This window comes from Sedimentibacter hydroxybenzoicus DSM 7310 (genome assembly GCF_013403245.1).
GTDB classification, from domain to species: Bacteria; Bacillota; Clostridia; order Tissierellales; family Sedimentibacteraceae; genus Sedimentibacter; species Sedimentibacter hydroxybenzoicus.
The window spans coordinates 40,470-63,894 of the sequence record NZ_JACBNQ010000001.1 but is presented as its reverse complement, the minus strand read 5'-3'; the positions used below and the strand labels follow the sequence as shown (position 1 = coordinate 63,894).

General features: G+C 35.8%; 21 protein-coding genes. 1 reads left to right on the top strand and 20 read right to left on the bottom strand.

The genetic code is table 11. The features are described from left to right. Positions 1-95 precede the first annotated feature (95 nt). The 10 genes from HZF24_RS00285 to HZF24_RS00240 all read right to left on the bottom strand — a co-directional run bounded on the left by HZF24_RS00285 (position 96) and on the right by HZF24_RS00240 (position 13,744). A complete protein-coding gene (locus HZF24_RS00285) occupies positions 96-1,457 on the bottom strand; it encodes a uracil-xanthine permease family protein (protein WP_179236259.1) in 1,362 nt (453 codons plus the stop codon). 24 nt (positions 1,458-1,481) lie between these two features. Continuing rightward, entirely contained in the window at positions 1,482-2,804 is a 1,323-nt protein-coding gene (gene ssnA, locus HZF24_RS00280; protein WP_179236258.1) for a putative aminohydrolase SsnA, read from the bottom strand. An 18-nt stretch (positions 2,805-2,822) separates the two neighbouring features. Continuing rightward, a complete protein-coding gene (gene arcC, locus HZF24_RS00275) occupies positions 2,823-3,755 on the bottom strand; it encodes a carbamate kinase (RefSeq protein WP_179236257.1) in 933 nt (310 codons plus the stop codon). Continuing rightward, a complete protein-coding gene (locus HZF24_RS00270; protein ID WP_179236256.1) occupies positions 3,748-5,457 on the bottom strand; it encodes a hypothetical protein in 1,710 nt (569 codons plus the stop codon). Before HZF24_RS00270 ends, arcC begins: the two co-directional genes overlap by 8 nt. 86 nt (positions 5,458-5,543) lie before the next feature. Next, complete coding sequence (locus HZF24_RS00265) at positions 5,544-6,863, bottom strand: YgeY family selenium metabolism-linked hydrolase (protein ID WP_179236255.1); 1,320 nt, start codon at positions 6,861-6,863, stop codon at positions 5,544-5,546. A 22-nt stretch (positions 6,864-6,885) separates the two neighbouring features. After that, a complete protein-coding gene (ygeW, locus tag HZF24_RS00260) occupies positions 6,886-8,082 on the bottom strand; it encodes a knotted carbamoyltransferase YgeW (protein ID WP_179236254.1) in 1,197 nt (398 codons plus the stop codon). A gap of 31 nt (positions 8,083-8,113) precedes the next feature. Next, the gene (gene dpaL / locus HZF24_RS00255; protein WP_179236253.1) at positions 8,114-9,322 is read right to left on the bottom strand and encodes a diaminopropionate ammonia-lyase; all 1,209 of its coding nucleotides are present in this window, start codon (positions 9,320-9,322) and stop codon (positions 8,114-8,116) included. Between the two features lie 488 nt (positions 9,323-9,810). After that, entirely contained in the window at positions 9,811-11,532 is a 1,722-nt protein-coding gene (locus HZF24_RS00250; RefSeq protein ID WP_179236252.1) for a sigma-54-dependent Fis family transcriptional regulator, read from the bottom strand. Between the two features lie 280 nt (positions 11,533-11,812). Next, on the bottom strand, positions 11,813-13,441 hold the full coding sequence (gene groL / locus HZF24_RS00245) for a chaperonin GroEL (RefSeq protein WP_179236251.1): 1,629 nt from the start codon (positions 13,439-13,441) through the stop codon (positions 11,813-11,815). A 21-nt stretch (positions 13,442-13,462) separates the two neighbouring features. Then, a complete protein-coding gene (locus HZF24_RS00240) occupies positions 13,463-13,744 on the bottom strand; it encodes a co-chaperone GroES (protein WP_179236250.1) in 282 nt (93 codons plus the stop codon). A gap of 338 nt (positions 13,745-14,082) precedes the next feature. Here HZF24_RS00240 and fba point away from each other — a divergent pair, with 338 nt between their 5' ends. Further along, complete coding sequence (gene fba, locus HZF24_RS00235; RefSeq protein ID WP_179236249.1) at positions 14,083-15,012, top strand: class II fructose-1,6-bisphosphate aldolase; 930 nt, start codon at positions 14,083-14,085, stop codon at positions 15,010-15,012. 67 nt (positions 15,013-15,079) lie between these two features. Here fba and HZF24_RS00230 read toward each other — a convergent pair whose 3' ends face one another. The 10 genes from HZF24_RS00230 to HZF24_RS18805 all read right to left on the bottom strand — a co-directional run bounded on the left by HZF24_RS00230 (position 15,080) and on the right by HZF24_RS18805 (position 23,263). Beyond that, positions 15,080-15,481 (bottom strand): thioesterase family protein, encoded by a 402-nt coding sequence (locus HZF24_RS00230; protein WP_179236248.1) that lies wholly within the window; start codon positions 15,479-15,481, stop codon positions 15,080-15,082. An 85-nt stretch (positions 15,482-15,566) separates the two neighbouring features. Beyond that, positions 15,567-16,727, bottom strand: coding sequence for a sodium ion-translocating decarboxylase subunit beta (locus HZF24_RS00225; RefSeq protein WP_246345899.1), 1,161 nt, complete (start codon positions 16,725-16,727; stop codon positions 15,567-15,569). 22 nt (positions 16,728-16,749) lie between these two features. After that, a complete protein-coding gene (locus HZF24_RS00220) occupies positions 16,750-17,133 on the bottom strand; it encodes a biotin/lipoyl-containing protein (RefSeq protein WP_179236247.1) in 384 nt (127 codons plus the stop codon). 19 nt (positions 17,134-17,152) lie between these two features. Next, positions 17,153-17,527 carry an OadG family protein gene (locus HZF24_RS00215; protein WP_179236246.1) on the bottom strand — a complete coding sequence of 125 codons (375 nt, stop codon included), beginning with the start codon at positions 17,525-17,527 and terminating at the stop codon, positions 17,153-17,155. A 190-nt stretch (positions 17,528-17,717) separates the two neighbouring features. Continuing rightward, positions 17,718-18,911: a cation diffusion facilitator family transporter gene (locus HZF24_RS00210; RefSeq protein WP_179236245.1), complete on the bottom strand. Its 1,194-nt coding sequence runs from the start codon at positions 18,909-18,911 to the stop codon at positions 17,718-17,720. Positions 18,912-18,922: 11 nt separating this feature from the next. Then, positions 18,923-20,854, bottom strand: coding sequence for a ribosomal protection-like ABC-F family protein (gene abc-f, locus HZF24_RS00205; protein WP_179236244.1), 1,932 nt, complete (start codon positions 20,852-20,854; stop codon positions 18,923-18,925). Between the two features lie 167 nt (positions 20,855-21,021). Then, complete coding sequence (locus tag HZF24_RS00200; protein ID WP_179236243.1) at positions 21,022-21,627, bottom strand: anti-sigma factor domain-containing protein; 606 nt, start codon at positions 21,625-21,627, stop codon at positions 21,022-21,024. Continuing rightward, on the bottom strand, positions 21,624-22,340 hold the full coding sequence (gene sigI / locus HZF24_RS00195) for an RNA polymerase sigma-I factor (RefSeq protein ID WP_179236242.1): 717 nt from the start codon (positions 22,338-22,340) through the stop codon (positions 21,624-21,626). The genes HZF24_RS00200 and sigI overlap by 4 nt, the downstream gene beginning before the upstream one ends. Before the next feature lie 216 nt (positions 22,341-22,556). Further along, positions 22,557-22,718, bottom strand: a complete 162-nt coding sequence (locus HZF24_RS18835) for a hypothetical protein (RefSeq protein ID WP_246345898.1) — start codon at positions 22,716-22,718, stop codon at positions 22,557-22,559. Between the two features lie 152 nt (positions 22,719-22,870). After that, on the bottom strand, positions 22,871-23,263 hold the full coding sequence (locus tag HZF24_RS18805; protein ID WP_218835225.1) for a Y-family DNA polymerase: 393 nt from the start codon (positions 23,261-23,263) through the stop codon (positions 22,871-22,873). Between the last annotated feature and the right edge of the window lie 162 nt (positions 23,264-23,425).

The window sequence follows — 23,425 nt, the reverse complement described above, 5'->3', positions numbered from 1 at the left end:
CCTTCTGACGGGGACATTCCTTTAAGGCTTATCTCCAGCTATTTTCCATCCATAAAGGTGTGTCCCCCTTCATCTTGCATGAGATTCTCAGTCTTTTACTTTTTATCCATCGCAGCTCTTTCAGCCTGTTCCTGTGATAATGATTTTTTAGGTAACAAAATATTTAATACGAATACAACTACAGTAGCTAAAACTACAGGTGAGCTTGCAAATACCATATTAAACCAATCAGGAAGATATTGTAATCCCTCTTTAGGTATTTGTGTAATTCCCATTCCTAACGCTATACCAAGACCTACTATCGTTGTATTTCTGACAGACATTTCATCCTGTACTATCAATCTCATACCTGTCATAGTTATTTGTGCAAAAACAGAAATCGTAGCACCTCCTATAACCGCTTGAGGAATTGACGTCATTACCGCACCAAATTTAGGTATGAGTCCTGCTACCAATATCATTAAGGCTGTTAATCTGAATACCTTTAAACTAACAACCTTAGTCATTACCACTATACCAACATTTTGACTGTATGTTGCGGTCGGCAATGCACCTATAAATGATCCGATTATACTTACTATACCATTGGCCTTAATACCGCCTGAAAGCTCCTTGTCCGTTGCTTCTCTGTCCATACCGCCCACAGTTGTTCCCGATAAATCACCAACTGCCTGAACAGAGTTGACAACGTACATTACGGCCATACTTACTGCAGCTGCAATTGGAAATTCAAGCTTATACGGAAGTATGCTCGGTAAACTGAACCAAGCAGCTGAAGTAATTGACTCAAACGTTACTATGTTTGCTATCAAGCTCGCAATGTAACCTACAACAATTCCTATCAATATTGCGGCAAGCTTTATATATCCTTTGCCGAACATATTGCACAACAACACAACTACAAGTGTTAAAATTGAAATTCCCCAATATATTAAACCGCCGTATCTTGGGTCGGTAGGTTGGAATCCTCCTGCCATGTAGTTAACTGCAACTCTATATAGTGATAATCCTATTGTAAAAACAACGGTCCCCGCTACCATTGGCGGAAAAAATTTTCTGATTTTTTCTATGAATATACCTACTATAAATGCGGTAACACCACCTACAACCTGTGCACCTAATACAGCACCTATACCATATTGTCCCCCGATTGCTAAAATAGTCGGTATGTATGCAAAGCTTACACCCATAATTACAGGCAGCCTTGCACCGACGCCAAAGATAGGTGTGGATTGTAAAAATGTTCCGACAGCTGCTATAAACATACTTGCCTGAACCAGTAAAATACGCTGTTCCGGGTTTAGCCCTATTGCGCCCGATAATACTAAAGCCGGTAATACGTTTCCTACTATCATCGCCAATAGATGTTGTAAAGACATCGGCGTTACCGTGCTTAAGCTTGGATTGCCATTTAAACTGAACAGTGAATTGTTATTATTGTTAGTATTATTTTTCATGATTGATCCTCCAAAATTTGATATTTACATGAACTTCCATACTTCTTTAACTCTTTCACGAGACTTACTCATAATTTCTTTTACATCAGCTGTCAATATTTCTCTGTCTTTCATTACAAATTTTCCGTTTATAATTGTATCGTTTACTATTCTTCCGGTCATACCAAACAAAGCGTGACCAAACCAATTATCCTTTGACATCGGGGTTAAAGGATCATAATTAAGTGTTATTATATCCGCATAACCACCCTTTTTTAATATTCCGATATCCCTATTAAAATATTTGCTTAAAATTTTAGGATTGTTTTCAAACTGCATTTGTTTAGTTTCATTGAAGCCGACAGTCGGATCACACAATTGATGGCTTTGTAAAATATTTGCAACCTTCATTGACTCAAACATGTCGTTGGTATATGCATCCGTACCCAGTCCGACTCTTAATCCATGTTTAAGCATTGAAGCAACAGGAGGGCATCCTACAGCATTGTTCATGTTTGATTCGGGGTTGTGAACTACGCTTGTATCCGTATGTTTTAATATTTCAATTTCTCTTTGATTTATATGAACACCGTGAACAGCAATCGTTCTCTTGCCTAAGATTCCAAAATCATGCAATCTTTCAACAACTCTTCTGCCATATTTTTTTAAGGAATCATATTGGTCCTCTATTCCTTCTGCAACGTGTATATGATAACCGTCATAAACTCCTTCCATGGCTTCTTTTACCTTGTAAAGGGTTTCATCAGACAATGTAAATGATGCATGGAGCCCAAATAAGCCCTTAATCATGTCGCCATTATTTTTCTTATACTCTTTAATAAAGTCTATATTTTCTTTTATTTCTTTTTGTGTGATATCCTTTCCGTCTCTGTCGGACACTTCATAGCATATAGAAGTTCTCATGCCAAGCTGTCTTGCAGCATCTGCAATTGCAAACAAGCTGCCGGTCACCGAATTTGGTCCGGAATGATGGTCAATCAATGTCGTAACACCGTTTTGAATTGATTCTATATAGGTAGTTAAGGCATTTAACCTGACATCCTCCAATGTCAGCTTTCTGTCCAGGCTCCACCACAAATTTTCAAGAACCGTAAAAAAATCGGTGGTCGGCTTACTGATTGACATTCCTCTCGCATATGCGCTGTATATATGGCTGTGTGCACATATCATACCCGGCATTATTACTTTGTCCTTGACATCAATAAATTCTTCATTGCCGTATTTGTTTTTTAATTCATCTGAATTTCCGATATCTTCAATTACATTGTTTTTAATATATATTGCTCCGTTATCGTAAAAATTGCCGGATGAATCATTAGTAATAATTTTACCGTTTCCTATTATCATCAGATACCTCTATTCTTTTTATGAATGAATCCAAGTACCGGTCTTTCCTGCCAGGCCGTCAGCCGCTTTTTCCAATGAAGTGATTAAAGCCTTTCTGCCTTGCTTGGATGCCGCAAAGGCAATAGCGGCTCTTACCTTAGGAAGCATTGAGCCTTCTGCAAATTCTTTATTTGCAATATGCGTTTCGGCTGTTGGTATATCCAATTCCGACAACCACTCCTGATCAGGTTTGCCAAATCTTATGGCTACCTTTTCAACCGCAGTAAGCACCACAAAACTGTCGGCATCTATTTTTTCGGCTAAAAGTGAGCTTGCAAAATCCTTGTCAATTACTGCTCCAACACCTCTTAAATGACTGCCTTCCTTAACAACGGGTATCCCGCCGCCGCCGCATGCTATTACTAACTGACCTGCCTGCATAAGATCCTTAATAGTATCTATTTCAACTATATCCTGTGGCTTTGGAGATGCAACAACTCTTCTGTAGCCTCGACCCGAATCTTCCACAATTATCATACCGTTGGCTCTGCCTGCTTCTGCCTCCTGTTCTGTCATAAAAGGTCCTATTGGTTTTGTAGGTCTTGCAAATGCAGGATCTTTTTCGTCAACAACAACCTGAGTTATTATTGAGGTCACCGGTTTTTTTATTCCTCTGTTCAGCAGCTCTTCCCGCAATGCATTTTGTAAATCGTATCCTATGTACGCCTGACTCATTGCAACACACATTGAAAGGGGCATAAAAGGAAATTTCGGGTCAACCTTTCCATATTCCGCAAAAGCGTTATTTATCATGCCCACCTGAGGTCCGTTTCCGTGGGCGATAACAACGTCATAATTAGCTTCTACCAGATCAGCTATTGCTTTTGCCGTGTACTTTACCGCATCCATTTGTTCTGATAATGTACTTCCTAATGCATTTCCGCCTAATGCTATAACTACTTTCTTATTCATAATTCCTCCATAGATAAGGATATTCTTTTATCATTGTTTCAAGAATTTTTTCAATTCCTTTTTTTACATTATTATTTATATCGTATTCATAAACCGTTTTGTCTTCATCTCTTAATAAGAACTTCGAATCTCCTAATTTTAAGATACCCGAATTGTCAGAGTTGTTAAATTCTTCTTCATCTGCAAATAAGGTTATCTTTTTAAAATACGGAAATCCTCCTCTTGTGCAGAATGTATGACAGTCATCACACTCATTACATCTGTTTTCTATATGGACTATCTGATAGCTTGCATCAAATCTGTCATCATAAACTCTCATATTTGCTCTGTTTGGACAAACGTCTACACAGATTCCGCAATTCTTCTTAAAACAATCATATATAGGTAATGTATCCTCTAAATATCTTCCATCACCTTTATTTTTGTAATTTGAATCGTTCTTTGCTTTTTCAGACAATTCCGTTACCGAGGATGTATCAACTTTTTCGAAACTAAATTGTTCATGAGATATTTTATCGGCCAAGATTTTCATGTTTTTATATCCGCCGGGCTTTAATAAAAGTGTGGATACGGTTACGGGCGCAATCCCGGTTTTTAAAACATCAACTACGTTATTTTTATCAATTCCGCCTGAGAATGACATGGCAATATCACCGTTAAAACTCTCCGCAAACATCCTTGCAACACCCAAAGCTATTGGATAAAGCGGCTTGCCTGACAGATACATCGCTTCGCCCGGCAATATTTTTCTTGAATTGTAGACAGGAAGCGTATTTGTAAGCTTTATACCCACAAAAAGATTGTTTTCACTGCCTAATTTTTTTAATTGCTTGACAATATCTACCGCATGATCAAATTTAAGGTCATGTTCAAAATCTTCTTCTTTAAGTTCTATATTTTCATATCCCAGATTATCTAATATAGTTCTCACATTATCGAAGCCTAATAACGTCGCATTGCATTTTATAAATGTATTAATTTTTTTGTTCACTATTAAATGCTTAGCTATATCTGATATTTCTTCCGCCTTTGCACCGTGCATTGTTGATAATGTTACCGTATTGGTGATATTAGAAGTAATCTTATCTATATCCTCAATTTTGAACCTTTTGAATTTACTGATGTTATTTTTCAGTACATTGATACACTCTTTAAATATTGTTGTATTTTTTGCATCCTTGAGATTATCTATGAAATCAGATATTTTTTTAGATTGAATTCCTTCAAGGTTGTATCCGACGCTTATAACGAACACAAAATCCTTGATATCGGATATTCCAAGTTCAATAGCCATAGACTGCAGCAATACGGAGCCCTTGATATATTCATCGGCCGCTTCTTCCACCGTCAGTTCTGTTGACCATTCAACGTTGTATCCCACATTTTTAACGTCTATACATGGTTTTTCAATCATTGACCGCATTTCTTTACCATCTATAATCTGAACCGTCTTAAGCTCAAAAAATCTTCCGCCGGTTAAATAGCCCGACAGTAAATTCTGAGCTAATTGTGTATGAGGTCCTGCAGCAGGTCCTATGGGTAAACGCAAATATTCCTTGTCAAAGTTCATCCTTGCATTATCATTTATATCTGCAAAAAAATCCTTCTTATCAGTTTCAAATATTTTACCCTTCGTATAGTAATCCTGCAAACAGACATCTATGAGATATTCAAATGATAAAGTCTTCATTACATCGCTCATATTTAATTCCTTTCCTCACAAACGCATCCTTTTTTCTATAAACGAACATAGGACGGTATATTAGTCCCGTCCTTGTTGTTTTTTATTTATTTATTAACGTAAATTATAGGAAGCGCAGCATAAACAGCAGCACACTTAACCAAATCCTCTTTCCAGGTTTTTTCATTAGGTGCATGGGCCTGTGCTTCTGCTCCTGGTCCAAATCCTATTACAGGTATGCCGTTACGTCCCATTATTGAAACTCCGTTTGTTGAGAAGGTCCATTTATCGGTTAAAGGACGTGCTTTTCTCATAGCGTCGGTTTCCGGCGAACCGCTTCTGCCGGTACCATACAGTCCTTTGTATGCTTCTTCCATTGATTTTGTTACTTCATGATCTTCCGGAATAACCCATGTAGGGAAATAGCACTCTATCGGATATACCAATCCGGTGTAACTTGGTCTGTCATATTGATACATGCTGACTTTAGCGTTATATTTCTTAACTGCAGGAAGCGCACGAATTTCATCTAAGCAGCTTTCCCATGTTTCACCTGCTGTCATACGACGATCCAGTGAAACTGAGCATGAATCTGCAACTGCACAACGGCTTGGAGATGTAAAGAATATTTCTGATGTGGTTACTGTACCTCTGCCTAGGAAGTTTGCTTCTTTCCATTCAGGATTATACTTTTGATCCAGCATCTTAACAAGACCTTTGATTTCTTTATCATCGGCTGCGTCATTTTCGTTGAGGTCACGTATATTTAATAATATTTCTGCCATTTTGTAAATAGCATTTTCGCCTCTTTCCGGAGCGGAACCGTGGCATGAAACACCTTGAACATCTACACGAATTTCCATACGTCCGCGTTGTCCTCTGTAAATACCGCCGTCTGTAGGCTCTGTTGAAACAACAAACTCCGGTCTCACCTTATCTTCTTTGATTATATATTCCCAGCAAAGTCCGTCGCAATCTTCTTCTTGTACTGTTCCCGTAACCAAAGCAGTATATTTGTCATTTAACAGACCTAAGTCCTTCATTATTTTGGCACCATATACGGCTGAAACTATACCTCCTAATTGATCGGATGTTCCTCTTCCTCCTATTTCAGTGTCTGATTCAAAGCCTTCATAAGGGTCAAACTGCCAGTTTGCTTTATTTCCTATACCAACGGTATCGATATGTGCATCAAAGCCTATCAATTTTTCACCATTGCCCATATAACCCAAGACATTACCTTGAGGATCAATTTGAACCTTATCAAATTCTAACATTATCATTTCTTCAGCTATACGGTCTATAACTCCCTTTTCTTCGGCACTTTCACCGGGTATGCGAACTAAATCTCTTAAGAATTTAGTCATATCTTTTTCATAACCCTGTGCTGACTCTTTAATTTTATTGAAATCTAAATTAGAACTCATTTTTTCCTCCAAATTTATATATTTATCTTATCAGCCTTGCTTTATTCTGGTCCATTAATTTTTGTAAAGTTTCTGCCGGATCTTTTACTTTTTGCGTAAATATCATAGCAGCTATAATATATGGCTTGAAGCTTGCTTCTTTGTAAAGAGGCACTCTGTATTTGTCAAATACCGTTGCATCTACCTCACCGGTCTTACAGCTTACACCTGTTATATCAGCAGGCAGGCAGTGCATGTATAGTGCATTTCCGTTCCTTGTTGTTTTCATTAATTCTTCCGTACAAGCCCAGTCAGTATGTTTCGCATTTTGTGCAAGTAATTTCTTTTCTAATTCCTTAATCTCATCAAATTTTCCTTCTCCGTAAAGATTGGTTCTTTCTTCCATAGCAGCAAAAGGAGCCCAGCTCTTAGGGTAAACTATGTCTGCATCCTTGAAAGCTTCTGCCATATCGTTTGTTTTTGTAAATTTCCCGCCATATTTTTCCGCGTTCTTTCTTGCTACTTCTTCTACTTCAGGCATAACCTCGTATCCTTCAGGATGTGCAAGCACAACTTCCATGCCGAATCTTGTCATGAGACCGATAATTCCTTGTGGTACAGAAAGAGGTTTTCCGTATGAAGGTGAATAAGCCCAAGTCATAGCTATTTTCTTTCCTTTTAAATTTTCAATCCCACCAAATTCATGAATTAAATGCAATGCATCTGCCATAGTCTGTGTGGGGTGGTCGATGTCGCATTGCAGATTAACTACCGTAGGTCTTTGTTCAAGAACTCCATCCTTAAAACCTTCTTCCACATATTCGGCAACTGCCTTTTCGTAAGTGTGACCTTTACCAATGTACATGTCATCACGAATACCTATTACATCAGCCATGAAAGAAATCATATTAGCCGTTTCCTTAACTGTTTCTCCGTGAGCTATTTGTGATTTTCCTTCATCCAAATCTTGTATTGTCAATCCTAAAAGGTTGCATGCAGAAGTAAATGAAAACCTTGTTCTTGTGGAGTTGTCTCTAAATATAGATATCCCTAAACCTGAATCAAATATCTTTGTACTGATGTTGTTTTCTCTTAAATATCTGAGAGTATCTGCTACAGTGAATATTGCTTCTAATTCTTCCTGAGTTTTATCCCATGTAAGTAAAAAGTCGTTCTGATAAAGATCCTTATAATCTAAGCCTTTTAAATTGTTTAATAAATCATTAAAATTTTTGTTCATGTGTTTCTCCTTTTTATTAATATATTTTGATTTATTTGTTAGGATAAGCTCCATTCCACACTATATCTCTGTATCCTTCGAAATAGGTATCTCCTTCTGTGCTGAATAACAATACTACCGAATTTTCATCAAGCTTCAAGCTTTCTTTGATACTCTTCAATTCATCAATTGTCATAACCTGTGATACAACGCCCATGGTAGCCGCTCCACTTTCACCTGATATAACACTTTCGTCTCCTTTAAGCGGATTTCCGAGAACCCTCATACCATGGGCAGCAGTTTCCTCCGGAATTGATAAGAAATTTTCTGCATAAGCATTAAGTATGGGCCATCCGATTGTTATCGGCTCTCCACATGCAAGACCTGCCATAATGGTATTCATTTCGCCTGTTACAGGATGCAGTTTGCCGTCGTCCGCTTTTGCCGTACCGTAAAGACAAGCTGCTTTATCGGGCTCTACAATTGTTATTATCGGCTTGCTGTCCGCATATACAGATGAAAAGAATCCGCATACTCCCGATGCCATTGAACCTACTCCGGCCTGCAAGAAAATATGTGTAGGTTTTATGTTTTGTTTTTGCAACTTCAAATACGCCTCATATGCCATAGTCATGTAGCCCTGCATAATCCATCTCGGCAATTCTTCATATCCGGACCACGATGTATCCTGAACCATCACATAACCGTTTTTTTCGGCTAATTCGTTGCAGTACCTGACGGTGTCATCATAATTCCACTCTGTTATCTCACATACTGCTCCGTGTGCTCTTATTCTGTCACGTCTTTCATGGGCGCTTCCCTTTGGCATATAAACAATTGCTTTTTGTTTTAACTGCTCTGCAGTCCAGGCTATTCCTCTGCCGTGATTTCCGTCTGTTGCCGTAATAAACGTTAACTCCCCTAATTCTTCTTTCACCTTATCAGAAATTAATGTTTTATATGGAAGTTCATCTATGTCTTTTCCTAATTTTTTAGCTATGTACTGTCCTATTGTATAGCTGCCTCCTAATACCTTAAATGCATTGAGACCGAATCTGTATGATTCATCTTTTATGAAGACATCTTTTAAGCCCAGATACTTTGCCAATTCCTTTAATTCCACCAAAGGCGTTTCCGTATACTGATCAAAGCTTGAATGATATTTAAGAACTTTCCTTGCTGTTTCTTCATTCACAAAGCTTAAATCAGTTTTTTCCCTTTTGGAAATATCGTTTTGTACTAAATCATATTTCAGTGTCATCTTTACTACCTTTCTTAAAATATTTTACAAATATATAAATAAATCAAAGCAAAACTTGTGCCAACTTTTTTATAAATTATTATCTTTTTTTTATGGAGCAAAAAACCAAGCTAATTTATTCCGTTGAATTTTCAATAAAATTTGATTTCAAAAAATAACGAGAAAAACAAACTCACAATAATTTAACTACATTATTATCAATATGATAATTATTTATCATATTGATAATAACAATCTCTTGATTTAGCACTAAGCAAAATCGCCTATTCTTGAATACTTACAAGCTCGGCTTGAAAATTATTGTTAAAAAATATACTATCCACAAATATACATTTATCATTTTGATAATATCTTGTAATTACACTTACTATTATTTAATATTTGCGGACAATTATTCAAAATTCTCACGACATAAAAAAGCATTTTGGGGACGGACCTTTTCGTGGTCGCCAGCGGCCACGAAAAGGTCCGTCCCCAAAATGCCTAAGTTATTGTAGTTTTCTGTATAATGTGGCAATCCCTATACCCAATGCATTCGCAGCTTTTAGTTTCCCTTCTGTCGTATCACCGTAATAATCAATTGCCTTTTTTATTTCCTCATATTCTATTTCTTTCAGAGATCTGATTTCATCATTTTTAATTATATTATTGTTCTTTTTGATATTTATGGGAAGAGCATCGTCATTAATAATTCCGAACTCCATCATATTGACCATAAACTCAACAGTATTCTCCAGCTCTCTGACGTTTCCGTACCACGGATATGACAATAGTTTTTTCATTGTTTCATCTTCTATGCGAACAAAATTTTTACTAAATAGCTTTCTGTAATAATGTATAAAATAATATACCAGGTCCTTTATATCTTCTTTTCTTTCTCTCAAAGGGGCTATCTCAATGGGGATAACATTTAATCTGTAATATAAATCCTCACGGAACTTATTTTCATTAATCATCTTTCTTAAATCCTTGTTCGTTGCGGCAATTATTCTCACATCTAAAGGAATTACCTGGTTAGAGCCTATTCTTATAACTTTTTTGTCTTGTATAACCCTCAAAAGCTTCGATTGAAGATAAATCGGCATGTCACCAATTTCGTCCAAAAAAATTACGCCGTTATTTGCAAGCTCAAACTTACCGATTTTACCGTTCGGATCGGCTCCGGTAAAAGCACCTTTAACGTATCCGAACAATTCACTTTCAAGCAGCGGCTCAGGTATGGCTGCGCAGTTTATAGCTACAAATCTGTTGTTTCTCCTGTCGGAATTCTTCCATATTGCAGTGGCCACAACTTCTTTACCACTCCCGCTTTCTCCTGTTATGAGCACTGTAGAAAATGAATTTGCTACCTTTTTAATTTCTTCCTTAAGCGCGATTGTTTTTTTGCTTGTTCCTATAATTTTATCTGTATTAAGTGCATTAACGGTTGAAGTCATAGCATATATATTCGATTGGACGTTTTTAATATCTTTAAAAAGCATTACCTGCTTGTACAAAAGATTTTCCGGTACATCGTATATATCTCCTATGACTGTATTAACATTATTACCTATTCTTACCCTGTACTCCTTGCTGTTATTAACGGTATCACCGGTTGGTTCTATATGAATTTTTTCATTATTAATAATTCTTGTTATACCTAATTGCTGCTTAGCACTCAGATTAATTGTATCTACATTCCCGTCATTGTTAATAATTATAGCACCTTCATCCATTGACCTTGTAATGAGCTTCAGCATTTCTATTATGGACTGCTTTTCTTTAGCATCGGCATATTCATATGCCTTTGTTGCTATGAAATCGGCAATTTGGGCTAAAAAATCCAAGTAACTGTCCAGATTATCTAAAATCATTTTTTTAGATTCTTCATCGTTGCTTGCCATGCCGATTACACCTATAATTTCGCCCTTCATTTTTATAGGTATGGATATTTCAAAAGTTTCATGGCATACATTTTTAATTTTGCAATTTTTACATCTTTCGTCACTGCCCGGCTCTCTTACTATTTGAAGTTCACCTGTCTTTATGGCATTTTTATAAACATGCGAATTTTCAGATACGTCTTCATATATGCCTTCACTGAAAATTCCCGTACCTGCAACTCTGATTAATTCTCTGTTTACTACCTCAACGTCTACTTTGGCTATTTTAGCCGTTATCTTTGCATATTTTTGAACCGTATCTGCAATATTGGACAAATTGTACATCATTTCACCTTCTTGGATTATATCAGTTACTATTCAGTCAAATTTTAAAAAGCGTTGGTATATGCCAATGCTATGAATAACATATATCATACGTTTCCTGTCATTCTGAGCGTCAGCGAAGAATCTCAGCCTTTCAATAATGTATTATATCATAATGATAATTATTTGAAAATAAAATTAAACATCTCTCTTAAAAAGGGAAAAAAGCTCTCAAAAATTCAATGAATTTCTGAGAGCTTCCAAATTTAACTTATAAAGGTTTTTTCGGCTTTTCGTCAATCTGTTACATCATGCCCATTCCGCCGCCCATCGGTGGCATAGCAGGTGCTGCTTCTTCCTTCGGCTCGTCAGCAACAGCCGCTTCTGTAGTCAATAGCATCGAAGCCACGCTTGATGCATTTTGAAGAGCTGATCTCACAACCTTAGTCGGGTCTACAATACCTGCTTCAATCATATTAACGTATCTTTCGTTCAATGCATCAAAACCAATACCTTTTTCACTGTTCTTAACCTTTTCAACTATTACAGATCCTTCAAGTCCTGCGTTTGCAGCAATTTGTCTTACAGGTTCTTCCAGAGCTTTTTCGATAATTCTAGCACCTGTCTTTGCATCACCTGTCAATGTTTCTGCAATTTCAGCAACAGCCTTTGTAGTAGACAATAATGCAACGCCGCCGCCTGATACTAATCCTTCTTCAACTGCAGCTCTTGTAGCATTTAAAGCATCTTCTATTCTTAATTTTTTATCCTTCATTTCAGTTTCGGTAGCCGCTCCAACATTGATAACCGCTACTCCGCCTGTTAATTTCGCTAATCTTTCCTGTAATTTTTCTTTATCAAAATCGGAAGTTGATTCTTCCCATTGTGCTTTTATTTGTTTTACTCTTTCTGCAATTTCATCTTGTGAACCTGAACCGTTAACGATTATAGTGTTTTCTTTGTCTATTTTAACTGTTCCGGCATTACCAAGCATATCTATAGTAGCTTCCTTTAAATCATATCCTAATTCTTCGGAAATTACCTGTCCGCCTGTTAATATGGCAATGTCCCTTAACATTTCTTTTCTTCTGTCACCAAAGCCCGGAGCTTTAACTGCTACGCAGTTAAATGTACCTCTTAACTTGTTAACAACCAATGTAGCCAATGCTTCGCCTTCTATGTCTTCGGCTATAATAACAAGCGATCTGCCTGTTTGAACGATTTGCTCCAAAATAGGAAGAATTTCCTGAATGTTTGTAATTTTTTTATCTGTTATTAAAATATATGGGTTCTCTAAAACAGCTTCCATTTTTTCCGTATTAGTTACCATGTAAGCTGATAAGTAACCTCTGTCAAACTGCATACCTTCAACTACAGTAAGCTCTGTACCCATAGTCTTGGATTCTTCGACGGTTATAACGCCGTCCTTGCCAACCTTATCCATTGCATCAGCAATTAATTTTCCTATTTCTTCATCTCCTGCTGATACAGAAGCTATCTGAGCAATTTCTTCTGAAGTCTCAACTGATTTAGTTGCATTTTTAAGCTCAGCTACTGCAGACTCTACTGCTTTCTGAATACCTTTTTTAAGTATCATAGGGTTAGCTCCTGCTGCAACATTCTTTAAGCCCTCTCTAATAATCGCCTGAGCTAATAAAGTAGCTGTAGTAGTACCGTCTCCTGCTACATCATTTGTTTTAGTTGCAACTTCTTTAACTAACTGTGCTCCCATATTTTCATATGGATCTGACAATTCAATCTCTCTTGCAATTGTAACACCGTCATTAGTAATAACAGGTGAGCCGAATGTTTTATTTAATACTACGTTTCTTCCCTTAGGTCCTAACGTTACTTTTACCGTGTCTGCTAATGCGTTAACGCCTTTTTCCATTGAACGGCGCGCATCTTCGTTAAATTTTATTATTTTTGCCATTTCTACTACCTCTCTTTATTTTTATTCTATAACTGCTAAAACATCAGCTAATTTGATAATAATTAATTCTTCTCCGTCTACCTTAACTTCTGTTCCTGCAAATTTAGAGAAAATTACTTTATCTCCAACTTTAATTTCATCTTTCTTTTTTTCATCGGAAGTTATTCCTGATCCTACCGCGATAACTTCAGCAACTTGTGGTTTTTCCTTAGCAGTTCCCGGCAACACTATGCCGCTTTTAGTTTTTTCTTCTGCTTCCACCATTTTAATTACTACTCTTTCGCCTAATGGTTTTACTGACATTTTAAATTCCTCCTATTTATTTTATGTAATTATTTATCTATTTTTGTTAGCACTCATTGACTTAGAGTGCTAATACTCACAATGTATATGATACTCATTTGTAGTTTTGTTTTCAAGTATCATTTTTTGCAATTTTAGCTTATTTTCCTTAATTAACATGATATTTACTATAAAATCTTTAATTTACTTTTAATATCTATATTTTTCTTTAAAAATGGCCATGATTGAAAAAATATTAAAAAAACAAATAAACTATTTGATGTTTTAGATATGGTTATAGTATAATAAGTTATATAGTATAACACATTTCTATTTAATATATATTAGGAGGATTTAAAATGTCTCTTGTCACATCCAAGGAAATGTTTAAGAAAGCATATGAAGGCAATTATGCGGTAGGTGCTTTCAACGTTAACAATATGGAAATAATTCAGGGTATCGTTGATGCTGCAAAACAGGAAAATGCACCGTTGATACTTCAGGTATCCGCAGGTGCCAGAAAGTATGCAAACCCTATTTACTTAAGAAAGCTTGTTGAAGCTGCAATAGAAGATTCAGGCTTGGATATTTGCCTGCACTTAGATCATGGTGAAGATTTTGAAATTTGTAAGCAATGTATTGATGACGGATTTTCTTCGGTTATGATTGACGGCTCTAAGTATCCGTTCGAAGAAAACATCGCTCTTACTAAAAGGGTAGTTGAATATGCTCACAGCAAGGGTGTTGTTGTTGAAGCAGAATTAGGAAAATTAGCCGGTGTTGAGGATGCTGTCAATGTAAGTGCAAAGGACGCTACCTACACAGATCCGGAACAAGCGGCAGAATTTGTTGCGAGAACAGGCGTTGATTCATTGGCCATAGCAATAGGTACAAGCCACGGAGCGTATAAATTCAAGGGTGATCCAAGCTTGGATTTTGAAAGATTAAAAACTATCGGAGATTTATTGCCGAGCTTCCCATTAGTGCTTCATGGTTCCTCATCGGTTCCAAAGGAATTCGTAGAACTTTGTAACAAATACGGCGGTAAAATACCGGGTGCTGCAGGAGTGCCTGAAGAAATGTTAAGACGTGCTTCTCAGATGGGAGTATGTAAAATTAACATTGATACGGATTTAAGATTAGCAATGACTGCATGCATAAGACAGTTACTTGTTGAAAACCCTTCTGAATTTGATCCGAGAAAATATTTAGGACCCGGAAGAACAGCCATAAAGGATATGGTCGCACACAAGATGAGAAATGTATTAGGCTGCAGCGGTAAAAGATAAATGAAAAGACAGAGGGACGCTTCGCCCTGTCCGTTTGGACAGGTGAAGCGTCCCTCTGTCTTTTGCCTTACATTCTTACTCTTTTATATGCTGATTCCAATAATTTATCACTTCTTACTATTGCTTTTTCAAAATTACCGTTACAAAATTCTCCGATATAATCTGTTCCTAAGAAAGTCATATATATTCTGTTGTTATCAATTTTTTCGACTGTAATTTTAATTTTAATTTTTTCTCCGACCAACGTAGGATTTAAATGGTTAAAGTTAAAATTTCTTACAACTGTTATATATCCGTCAGGTATCAGCTGCTTAAGCATATTCCATGAAACTTCAATAATTGTTGCAAGCAATGCCGGTGTTGACATTATGTGGTCAATTGTTATTGATTTAGTCAAATATGAATCTGCAGGGGTTATTACTTTCTCATATGTTGTTGATAATCCAACAAAAATATTATCTGTAAGCATACGACCTCCTCATAATTAATTATATTAATTTTAACAGATTCAAGTCAATTATACAACAAAAATATTTCGAATCTCAAAGCACTTATTATCCAAATATAGATAATAATAAGCCTGCTGCTACGGCCGAACCGATAACACCTGCAACATTTGGTCCCATTGCATGCATCAGAAGGAAATTGCTCGGATTCTCTTCCTGTCCAACCGTCTGTGAAACGCGTGCTGCCATTGGCACAGCCGATACTCCTGCAGAACCGATTAAAGGATTTACCTTTCCTCCGGTTAATTTATACATAAGCTTTCCTAACAATACACCTGCTGTCGTTCCAAAGCTGAATGCCAAAAGTCCTAAGCCGATAATCATCAATGTCTGAGGTTTAAGGAATGTCTCTGCATTTGCAGTTGCGCCAACTGTAACTCCTAAGAATATTGTTACTATATTCATTAATTCATTTTGTGCTGTCTTTGATAATCTTTCTGTTACCCCTGATTCTCTTAATAAATTACCTAACATAAGCATACCAACCAAAGGTGCTGCCGATGGTAAAATTAACGATACCAATGCGGTAACGAAAATCGGGAATATAACTTTTTCTTTTTTTGATACAGGTCTGAGCTGTTCCATAACAACGCTTCGTTCTTCCTTCGTAGTAAGCAATCTCATAATCGGCGGTTGAATAATCGGAACAAGAGCCATGTATGAATATGCTGCTACTGCTATCGGACCCAATAAGTCAGGTGCCAGCTTAGATGTTAAGAATATCGCTGTAGGACCATCAGCACCTCCGATAATGCCTATTGAAGCTGCCTCAGGACCTGTAAATCCAAGTAATACTGCTCCAATAAATACAGTGAAAATTCCAAATTGAGCGGCTGCTCCAAGAAGTATACTTTTCGGATTTGCTATTAACGGTCCAAAGTCTGTCATAGCACCAACGCCCATAAATATTAACGGCGGATAAATTCCTAATTTAACTCCTAAGTATAAATAATATAAAAGACCTCCTGCTTGAAATCCTTCCTGTCCCAGAGTTCCCACCGGTTCGGCCATTAGTCCGGCAAGTGGAAGATTTGCTAAAAACATTCCAAAACCTATGGGAAGCAACAGCAGAGGTTCAAATTTTTTAGATATTGCTAAGTACAAAAGTATAAATGAAACAATAAGCATTATTACCTGCCCGGGAGTTATAGCCGCAAATCCCATGTTTCCTAAAAATTGCTTCAATCCTTCTAATAAAGTATTTAACATTATATTTCCCCGCTTTCTGTCGTTATTTAAATGTTACTAACACATCTCCGGTATTAACTGTAGCTCCCTCAGTTACTTTTACTGAATCAACGACTTCGTCAGCTGTAGCAAATATTTCGTTTTCCATTTTCATTGCTTCTAATATAACTACAACATCTCCTCTTTTTACCGTATCCCCCGGTTTTACAGCAATTTTTAAAATTGTTCCGGGCATCGGACATGTAATACTTTTGGAACTATCTGATGCAGGGGCAGGTGCGGGTGCCTTTTTCTCTTCAACCGGCTTTGTGATCACCGGCTCCGGCTGTACAATCCTTTCAGCTATATTAGCATCTCTTTGACCCTTTAGTTCCTCAACTTCAACTTCATAAGAAATTCCTTTTACTGTGATTAAATATCTTTTCATAATGACATTCTCCTTTATTTTACATTTTTTTAGACATGTTTTGCTGTCTTCCCGCGGATGCCCAGATGGTGTCCTTTTGAGCTAACGGCTTTATTGATCTTACAAAAAAATCATCGGTTGAAGAACCTTCGTCAGCTGCAATTGCTGCCGTAATAAGCAGTATCAAATCGATATCTTCAACATTTTCCTGTGTCACAGGAACTAATTTCACCGGCTCTTTCTTTTCCGGCACTGATTTTTCTATTGTATTTTTATCTTTGAACATTATCCTTAATAATTCCAAAGAATACGCAATAATAATTAATACTGCGAATACAACAAGCATTCCTAAAATGGTTATGGCTATTGAATTTAAAAATCTTTCTCCAATAGGCATAGTTTCCGTAAATAACATACAGTCACCTCTTTAAAATTGATTATATGGCTAATGATGGTTAAAAAAATGTTTTCATTAGAATTAATTATAGCATACTTTTGTAATAATAAAAGAGTAATTTTGCCTTTTTATGTATTGTTTTTATTTAATTTTCCTTACTTAATATTGCGTTTTTTTGTTTTCGGCTTATTTCTGTTTTGCAATACTGTTACAGCTTCATATCGTTGATATATGTCGAAACATAATTCCTATCAATCGTTACCACTGCATAATAGTGTCTATCCTCCTTTTGTATATTCTTTTCAATGCTATTAACCAACTCACTGATTTTCATTTCAAACCCCACAGGTACAAGTACATCAAAAATTAAATTTGTATGGGTTTCTCCCTTTACAACCCGGAAATCATGTATGGATAACCTTTCATCAATTTCTTTAACTATCTTTTCGGTTAAGTTCCTTAAGTGATTTGTTTCCTTATCATCAGTTATAACGGGATCTAAATGAATAACTAAATTAATATCTAATTCCCTTGCGAAATCTCTTTCAATATTGTCTATCACATCATGACACTTCAATATATCTTCATTTGCATCAACCTCGGCATGAACGGTTGCAAAATAACGGTTAGGTCCGTAATTATGCACTACAAGGTCATGAATATTGATGATACCTTCATAAGATAGTATTTTATTTTCTATAGATTCAATAAAATCAGGCTCCGGCATTTCTCCAAGCAAAGGATTCAATATATCTTTTAGTATGGAAATGCCTGAATATAATATAAATAAGGCCACAAGCATTCCAATGTATCCATCGATTGTATAGCCGGTAATTTTAAATATAAAAACAGATATCAATACTGCGGCTGTAGATATCACATCATTTCTTGCATCAGAAGCCGATGCCTTCATTGCGGTTGAAGATATTCTTTCACCAAGTTTATAATTAAAATAGCTCAACCAGAGCTTAATTATAATAGATAGAATAAGAACAAAGACCATTACCCACGAAAAATTTAACTGTTCAGGATTCCTTATCTTGTCGAATGAAGATTTAATCAGTTCAACACCTAAAAGAATTATAATTGCACCAACCGCAAGTCCTGTCAAATATTCTATCCTCGCATGACCGAATGGATGCTCTTTATCAGCCGGCTTACCCGAAATTTTAAATCCTATTAAGGTAACTACAGAAGACCCTGCATCAGATAAGTTGTTCACTCCGTCTGCAATTATAGATATACTGTTAAAAATAGTTCCTACGGCAATTTTACCGATACTTAAAACGGCATTAGCAATTATACCCACTATGCTTCCAAAAATACCGTATGATTCTCTTACTCCCGGATCCCTTACATTTTCGTAATCCCTTACAAACCTTTTAACCAAAAATTTAATCATATTTACTATTATTACCCTTCTATTTCTGTGTGCAGCTTTTCTAAAGCAGAATACATTTTATCTATTTCCTCTTTTAAAAGTGTATATTCATTATAAATATTATTGTATGTATCTAAATCACATTCATCAGAGCTTAAATTCAGAATATTTTCAAATTCAATTATTTTATTTTCCGTCTCTAATATACTGTTTTCAAGCTTTATATAATCTCTTTTCGCCTTTTCTTTAGCTTTTTGCTCTTCCTTTTTTCTTAACATATTCTCTTTGTTTTGTGAAACGGTTTTTTCTTTTTTTATTTCCGCATGTTCAACTTGTTGTCTTTCTGAAATTCTTTGTTTTTCCTGTTTATATCCTTCGTAATCAAAATTGTACAGCTTAAATTCCTTATTTTCTAACTCACCTATGCAGGTTGCTATTTTATCTACGAAATATCTGTCATGAGATACAAAAAGCAAGGTGCCTGCATAATTGATTAAGCTTTCTTCCAATACCTCTCTTGATTCTATATCCAGATGGTTTGTGGGCTCATCCAATATTAATGTATTAACATTTTCATACATTAACATGCCCAGCTTCAACCTTGACTTTTCACCTCCAGACAACGTGTTTATACGTTTAAATACATCCTCACCGGTAAATAATATTTTTGCCAGTTCAGTCCTTGCTTCTCTTAAAGAAATTCCATAATAATATGAAAAATAATCCACTATGGAAACATCTTCATTCTCAAAGTTTACTTCCTGAGACAAATATCCTATTTTAACGTTTGAACCGATTTGTACATCTCCTGAATCCGGTTCGTCTTCATTTAATATTATTTTTAATATGGTTGTTTTCCCTGTTCCGTTTTCTCCTAAAATGCACATGCTGTCATTGAAAAAAAGCGTAAAGCTTACATCACTGAATAATTTTTTATCATATGTTTTTTCGATACCACTTACTTTAATAACTTCCTTACCCGTTCTTTCAACGGAAATAATTTTGAAGTTAGCAGTTCTTTTATCTATAAAGGGTTTATCCAATTTGTCAATTTTCTCAAGCCGCTTTTCTAATTCTTTGGCTCTTTTATACATTTTATCACTGTCACGCATTTCTCCCCATATGCGGTATCTTTGTATTTGCTCTTCCATCTTCTTAATTTTATTCTGCTGATTTTCATAATCCTTCATTGCCTGTAAAAATCTAAGTTCCTTTTCGGCAACATACTTTGAATAATTCCCAAAGTAAATTTGTGCTCCATCAGATTCAAGCTCAACAATTTTATTGACAACCCTGTCAAGAAAATACCTGTCGTGGGAAACTGCTACGATTGTTCCGCTATATGTACTCAAATATCCTTCAAGCCATTCAACTGATTTAATATCAAGATGATTAGAAGGTTCATCCAGCAGTAAGAGTTCAGGTTCTTCAAGTAAAATTTTACCTAAAACAATTTTCGTTTTTTCTCCGCCGCTAAGCTTATTAAACTCCATTCTCTGCATACTTTCCGATATTTCCAAGCCAAATAATATTCTGTTTATCTTTTCATTGATATTATAACCACCGGATAATTCATAAGAATCGTGCAACGAGCTGTACTTATATATTGCAGCTTGAAGCTCATCCCCTGATAAACAATCAAATGTCTTTTCAATTTTATCCATCTCTTTTTTTATTTCATGCAAATTTTCAAATGCTTCATTCAATACATCAAGCACTGTATTATTATCTTCGTAATTTGGTATCTGACTCAAATAGCCTATGGTTAAGTTCTTTTTCATAAATACCTGGCCGTTTTGATAATCCTCATATCCCGCTATTATTTTTAGAAGTGTTGATTTACCGGTGCCATTACGTCCTATTAATCCAATTCTGTCCTTTGTCTTAACATCAAATGTAACATTTTCAAATATTTTGTTTGTACCATATACTTTAGTTAGACTGCTGATACCTATCTCTATCATAACATAACCTCATATAGTGTCAGTCGCTTATGCTGTAAGTGCAAAAATACCTGTGGAACAATTGCGTCCCACAGGTTCTCGCCTGCATAAATTATAATACTATACGTTTAAACGATTGTCAATTTAGATTGCTGAAAAATCCCACCTGTTTAGCTGTCGTAGCAGGTCTAATCTCTTTTTTCTTTGGAATTCGACTTATCTTCTTTATTTCTTTCGTTTGTTTTATCCTTTTTATTGTTATAGCTATCATCCTTATCTGATTTAATATTTATTTCTTCTACGGCAAGCTTCAGAGCCGATGTGAGCTTATCTGTTTTTTCCTGACTTTTGCTTGATGCAGCAACTACTACACCGTCTTCCTTAGCATTGTTTAAATAACCTTGTCCCTTTAATTCAGTTAACACATTTTTAACGGCTTCTCCGATTTCCTTATTCTTAAGTTTGGAAATATCGATGTGCTCAACAGTATCACGTCCGTCATCATTGATTGCATTAACCTGAAGCACCCTGTCAAATCTGTTTATTGAGAATTCGAAAGACGGATTGATATCTAAGCTTACGTAAGAATAAGGAGTTAAATATGCCCATACCGGAGTTATAAACAATATTAAACAGGCTGCTGACGAAGCTGCGATTTTAATATATTTAAGATTATTTTTAAGTATTATTTCCTGCCCGATAATATAATTTTTGTTTTTAATTTTTGATATACAGCCATCATCGGATAAAACAGCTACAAACTTGTCTTTAATTTCTACAACTACTGCTTTCATTTTTCTAACTCCTCACGAATATATCCCATATACTCAGATAAATAAGGATAATCTCCAGACATTATTTCTACTGCCGCTACTATATATTTTCGGTGACGTTCCAATAATTTTCGGGGTATTCTTGTGTTTCTTTCAATCAAACTTAAAGGAAGCTGCCTCTTTATTTTCATCTCGCTTACAAGTATAGGATTATTAATCATATAAACGACTGCTTTTGCACAAGCTTTCTTGGTTTTATTTGCCTTTGGAGAACATTCCGTTAAATCCATAAACGAAAAGCCATACGCTTCAAAAATCTCGTTAATAAGATGTATCTCCATTTTTAAGGAGTTGTCCTCTTCGGATATAACTTTTTTAGCAACCTCCGACTGCATGGCATAATCCTGCTCATCCTCTGCTTCAGATTCAAAAATAGACGGTTTTACAGTTATCTCCGATGCAAATCTCGATTTGCTCCTTATGTAGTCAATAATTCTCCTTCTTATAACTAATTCCGCAAAGTTTATAAAGCTTCCTTTATCTGAGGAATATTTTTTTACCGCTTCTGAAAAAGCCGCCATAGCAATTGACCATTCATCATCACTTTTTGAAATATAACTGCGAGCTGCTGCAGATGCGCACCTCAATATGAAGTTTTCATATTGAATAATTAAATTGTTCATTACATCTTCATCGTTTTTAGCATTCACTGCCAATATATCTGTTTCACTCACAATTACACCTCTTAAATAAGGGCATAGCCCGTCCTCCGCATATATATGCGGATACATCCCAATTTAGTTTTACTTATGTCCACAATTATAGCATCTCATATCTTTGATTACAATAGTCAAACTTTGGTGACTTTTACGTCAAAGCGTTAATATCCGGTGAAATTTACTTCTTAAAAAGGAACCATATTCTACTGTCATTTTCATATTCTTCACCCTCTATAGAATACTGCTTATTCCCGGATGTTCATCGTCCGGATATCCGCCCAAAATTGGCTTTAAATCACTGTTGGCGAAAACTCCTCTCATTATAGCTTCATCACCGAATTTAGCTCTTATTTTATCAACAGCTTTATCCAACAATTCATTTTTTACACTCAACTCATCCTGAAAAATGTTTAATTGCTTAACATTTGAAAATTCAAGATCCGAAACAGAAACCCCAAGCTGTCTGATTGGACTCTTATCCCACAGTTCATCAAATAAACTGCAAATATTTTTATAAATGTCTCTGGTACAATCGGTAAAATACGCTAATAAGCTAATTTAAGTGCTTCTTCACGCTTCAAATCCGTAAATCTTAAAAAGCATTCATCTATACCGAAAACCCTGACATCAGGAGTGTATGTTGTGAGATAATCCCTGAGTATCTTGCTTGCTCTTACATATATGCTGTAATTCGGAGGAACAACAAGTAAATTAGGGCAAAGCTTTCTTGCCTCCATCAATGACATTCCGGTCTGAATTTTAAACTTTTTAGCAATAACAGATTTTGCCAGCACAATGCCGTGACGACTTTCTTCTTTTCCTCCTATTACAGAAGCTACTTCTCTTATATCTCTGTCAATTCCCATTTGTTTTTCATATGCGGCAGTCCAGCTTAAAAATGCCGAATTTACATCTATATGCATTATTATTTGAGCCAAAATTCAAACCTCCTCACATTTAATTCGAACCTATGTTCTATTATATCATAATTTCTAAAATTTAAAAGAGGTTTTTAGAGGTTTTATAACTAAATTAAGGTTAAGAATAAAAAACAGTTGTAGATTAATAATAAATATAAATACAACATTTAAGAGGTGCTA

Excerpts from the sequence above, each read along its gene's own strand:
- HZF24_RS00250 (WP_179236252.1), bottom strand. The coding sequence starts at position 11,532 with ATGATGTACAATTTGTCCAATATTGCAGATACGGTTCAAAAATATGCA.
- groL (WP_179236251.1), bottom strand. The coding sequence starts at position 13,441 with ATGGCAAAAATAATAAAATTTAACGAAGATGCGCGCCGTTCAATGGAA.
- HZF24_RS00285 (WP_179236259.1), bottom strand. The coding sequence starts at position 1,457 with ATGAAAAATAATACTAACAATAATAACAATTCACTGTTCAGTTTAAAT.
- ssnA (WP_179236258.1), bottom strand. The coding sequence starts at position 2,804 with ATGATAATAGGAAACGGTAAAATTATTACTAATGATTCATCCGGCAAT.
- abc-f (WP_179236244.1), bottom strand. The coding sequence starts at position 20,854 with ATGATAGAGATAGGTATCAGCAGTCTAACTAAAGTATATGGTACAAAC.
- dpaL (WP_179236253.1), bottom strand. The coding sequence starts at position 9,322 with ATGACACTGAAATATGATTTAGTACAAAACGATATTTCCAAAAGGGAA.
- HZF24_RS00200 (WP_179236243.1), bottom strand. The coding sequence starts at position 21,627 with ATGAAAGCAGTAGTTGTAGAAATTAAAGACAAGTTTGTAGCTGTTTTA.
- HZF24_RS00240 (WP_179236250.1), bottom strand. The coding sequence starts at position 13,744 with ATGTCAGTAAAACCATTAGGCGAAAGAGTAGTAATTAAAATGGTGGAA.
- ygeW (WP_179236254.1), bottom strand. The coding sequence starts at position 8,082 with ATGAACAAAAATTTTAATGATTTATTAAACAATTTAAAAGGCTTAGAT.
- HZF24_RS00270 (WP_179236256.1), bottom strand. The coding sequence starts at position 5,457 with ATGAGCGATGTAATGAAGACTTTATCATTTGAATATCTCATAGATGTC.
- arcC (WP_179236257.1), bottom strand. The coding sequence starts at position 3,755 with ATGAATAAGAAAGTAGTTATAGCATTAGGCGGAAATGCATTAGGAAGT.
- fba (WP_179236249.1), top strand. The coding sequence starts at position 14,083 with ATGTCTCTTGTCACATCCAAGGAAATGTTTAAGAAAGCATATGAAGGC.
- HZF24_RS00230 (WP_179236248.1), bottom strand. The coding sequence starts at position 15,481 with ATGCTTACAGATAATATTTTTGTTGGATTATCAACAACATATGAGAAA.
- HZF24_RS00265 (WP_179236255.1), bottom strand. The coding sequence starts at position 6,863 with ATGAGTTCTAATTTAGATTTCAATAAAATTAAAGAGTCAGCACAGGGT.
- HZF24_RS00225 (WP_246345899.1), bottom strand. The coding sequence starts at position 16,727 with ATGTTAAATACTTTATTAGAAGGATTGAAGCAATTTTTAGGAAACATG.
- HZF24_RS00220 (WP_179236247.1), bottom strand. The coding sequence starts at position 17,133 with ATGAAAAGATATTTAATCACAGTAAAAGGAATTTCTTATGAAGTTGAA.
- HZF24_RS00215 (WP_179236246.1), bottom strand. The coding sequence starts at position 17,527 with ATGTTATTTACGGAAACTATGCCTATTGGAGAAAGATTTTTAAATTCA.
- HZF24_RS00210 (WP_179236245.1), bottom strand. The coding sequence starts at position 18,911 with ATGATTAAATTTTTGGTTAAAAGGTTTGTAAGGGATTACGAAAATGTA.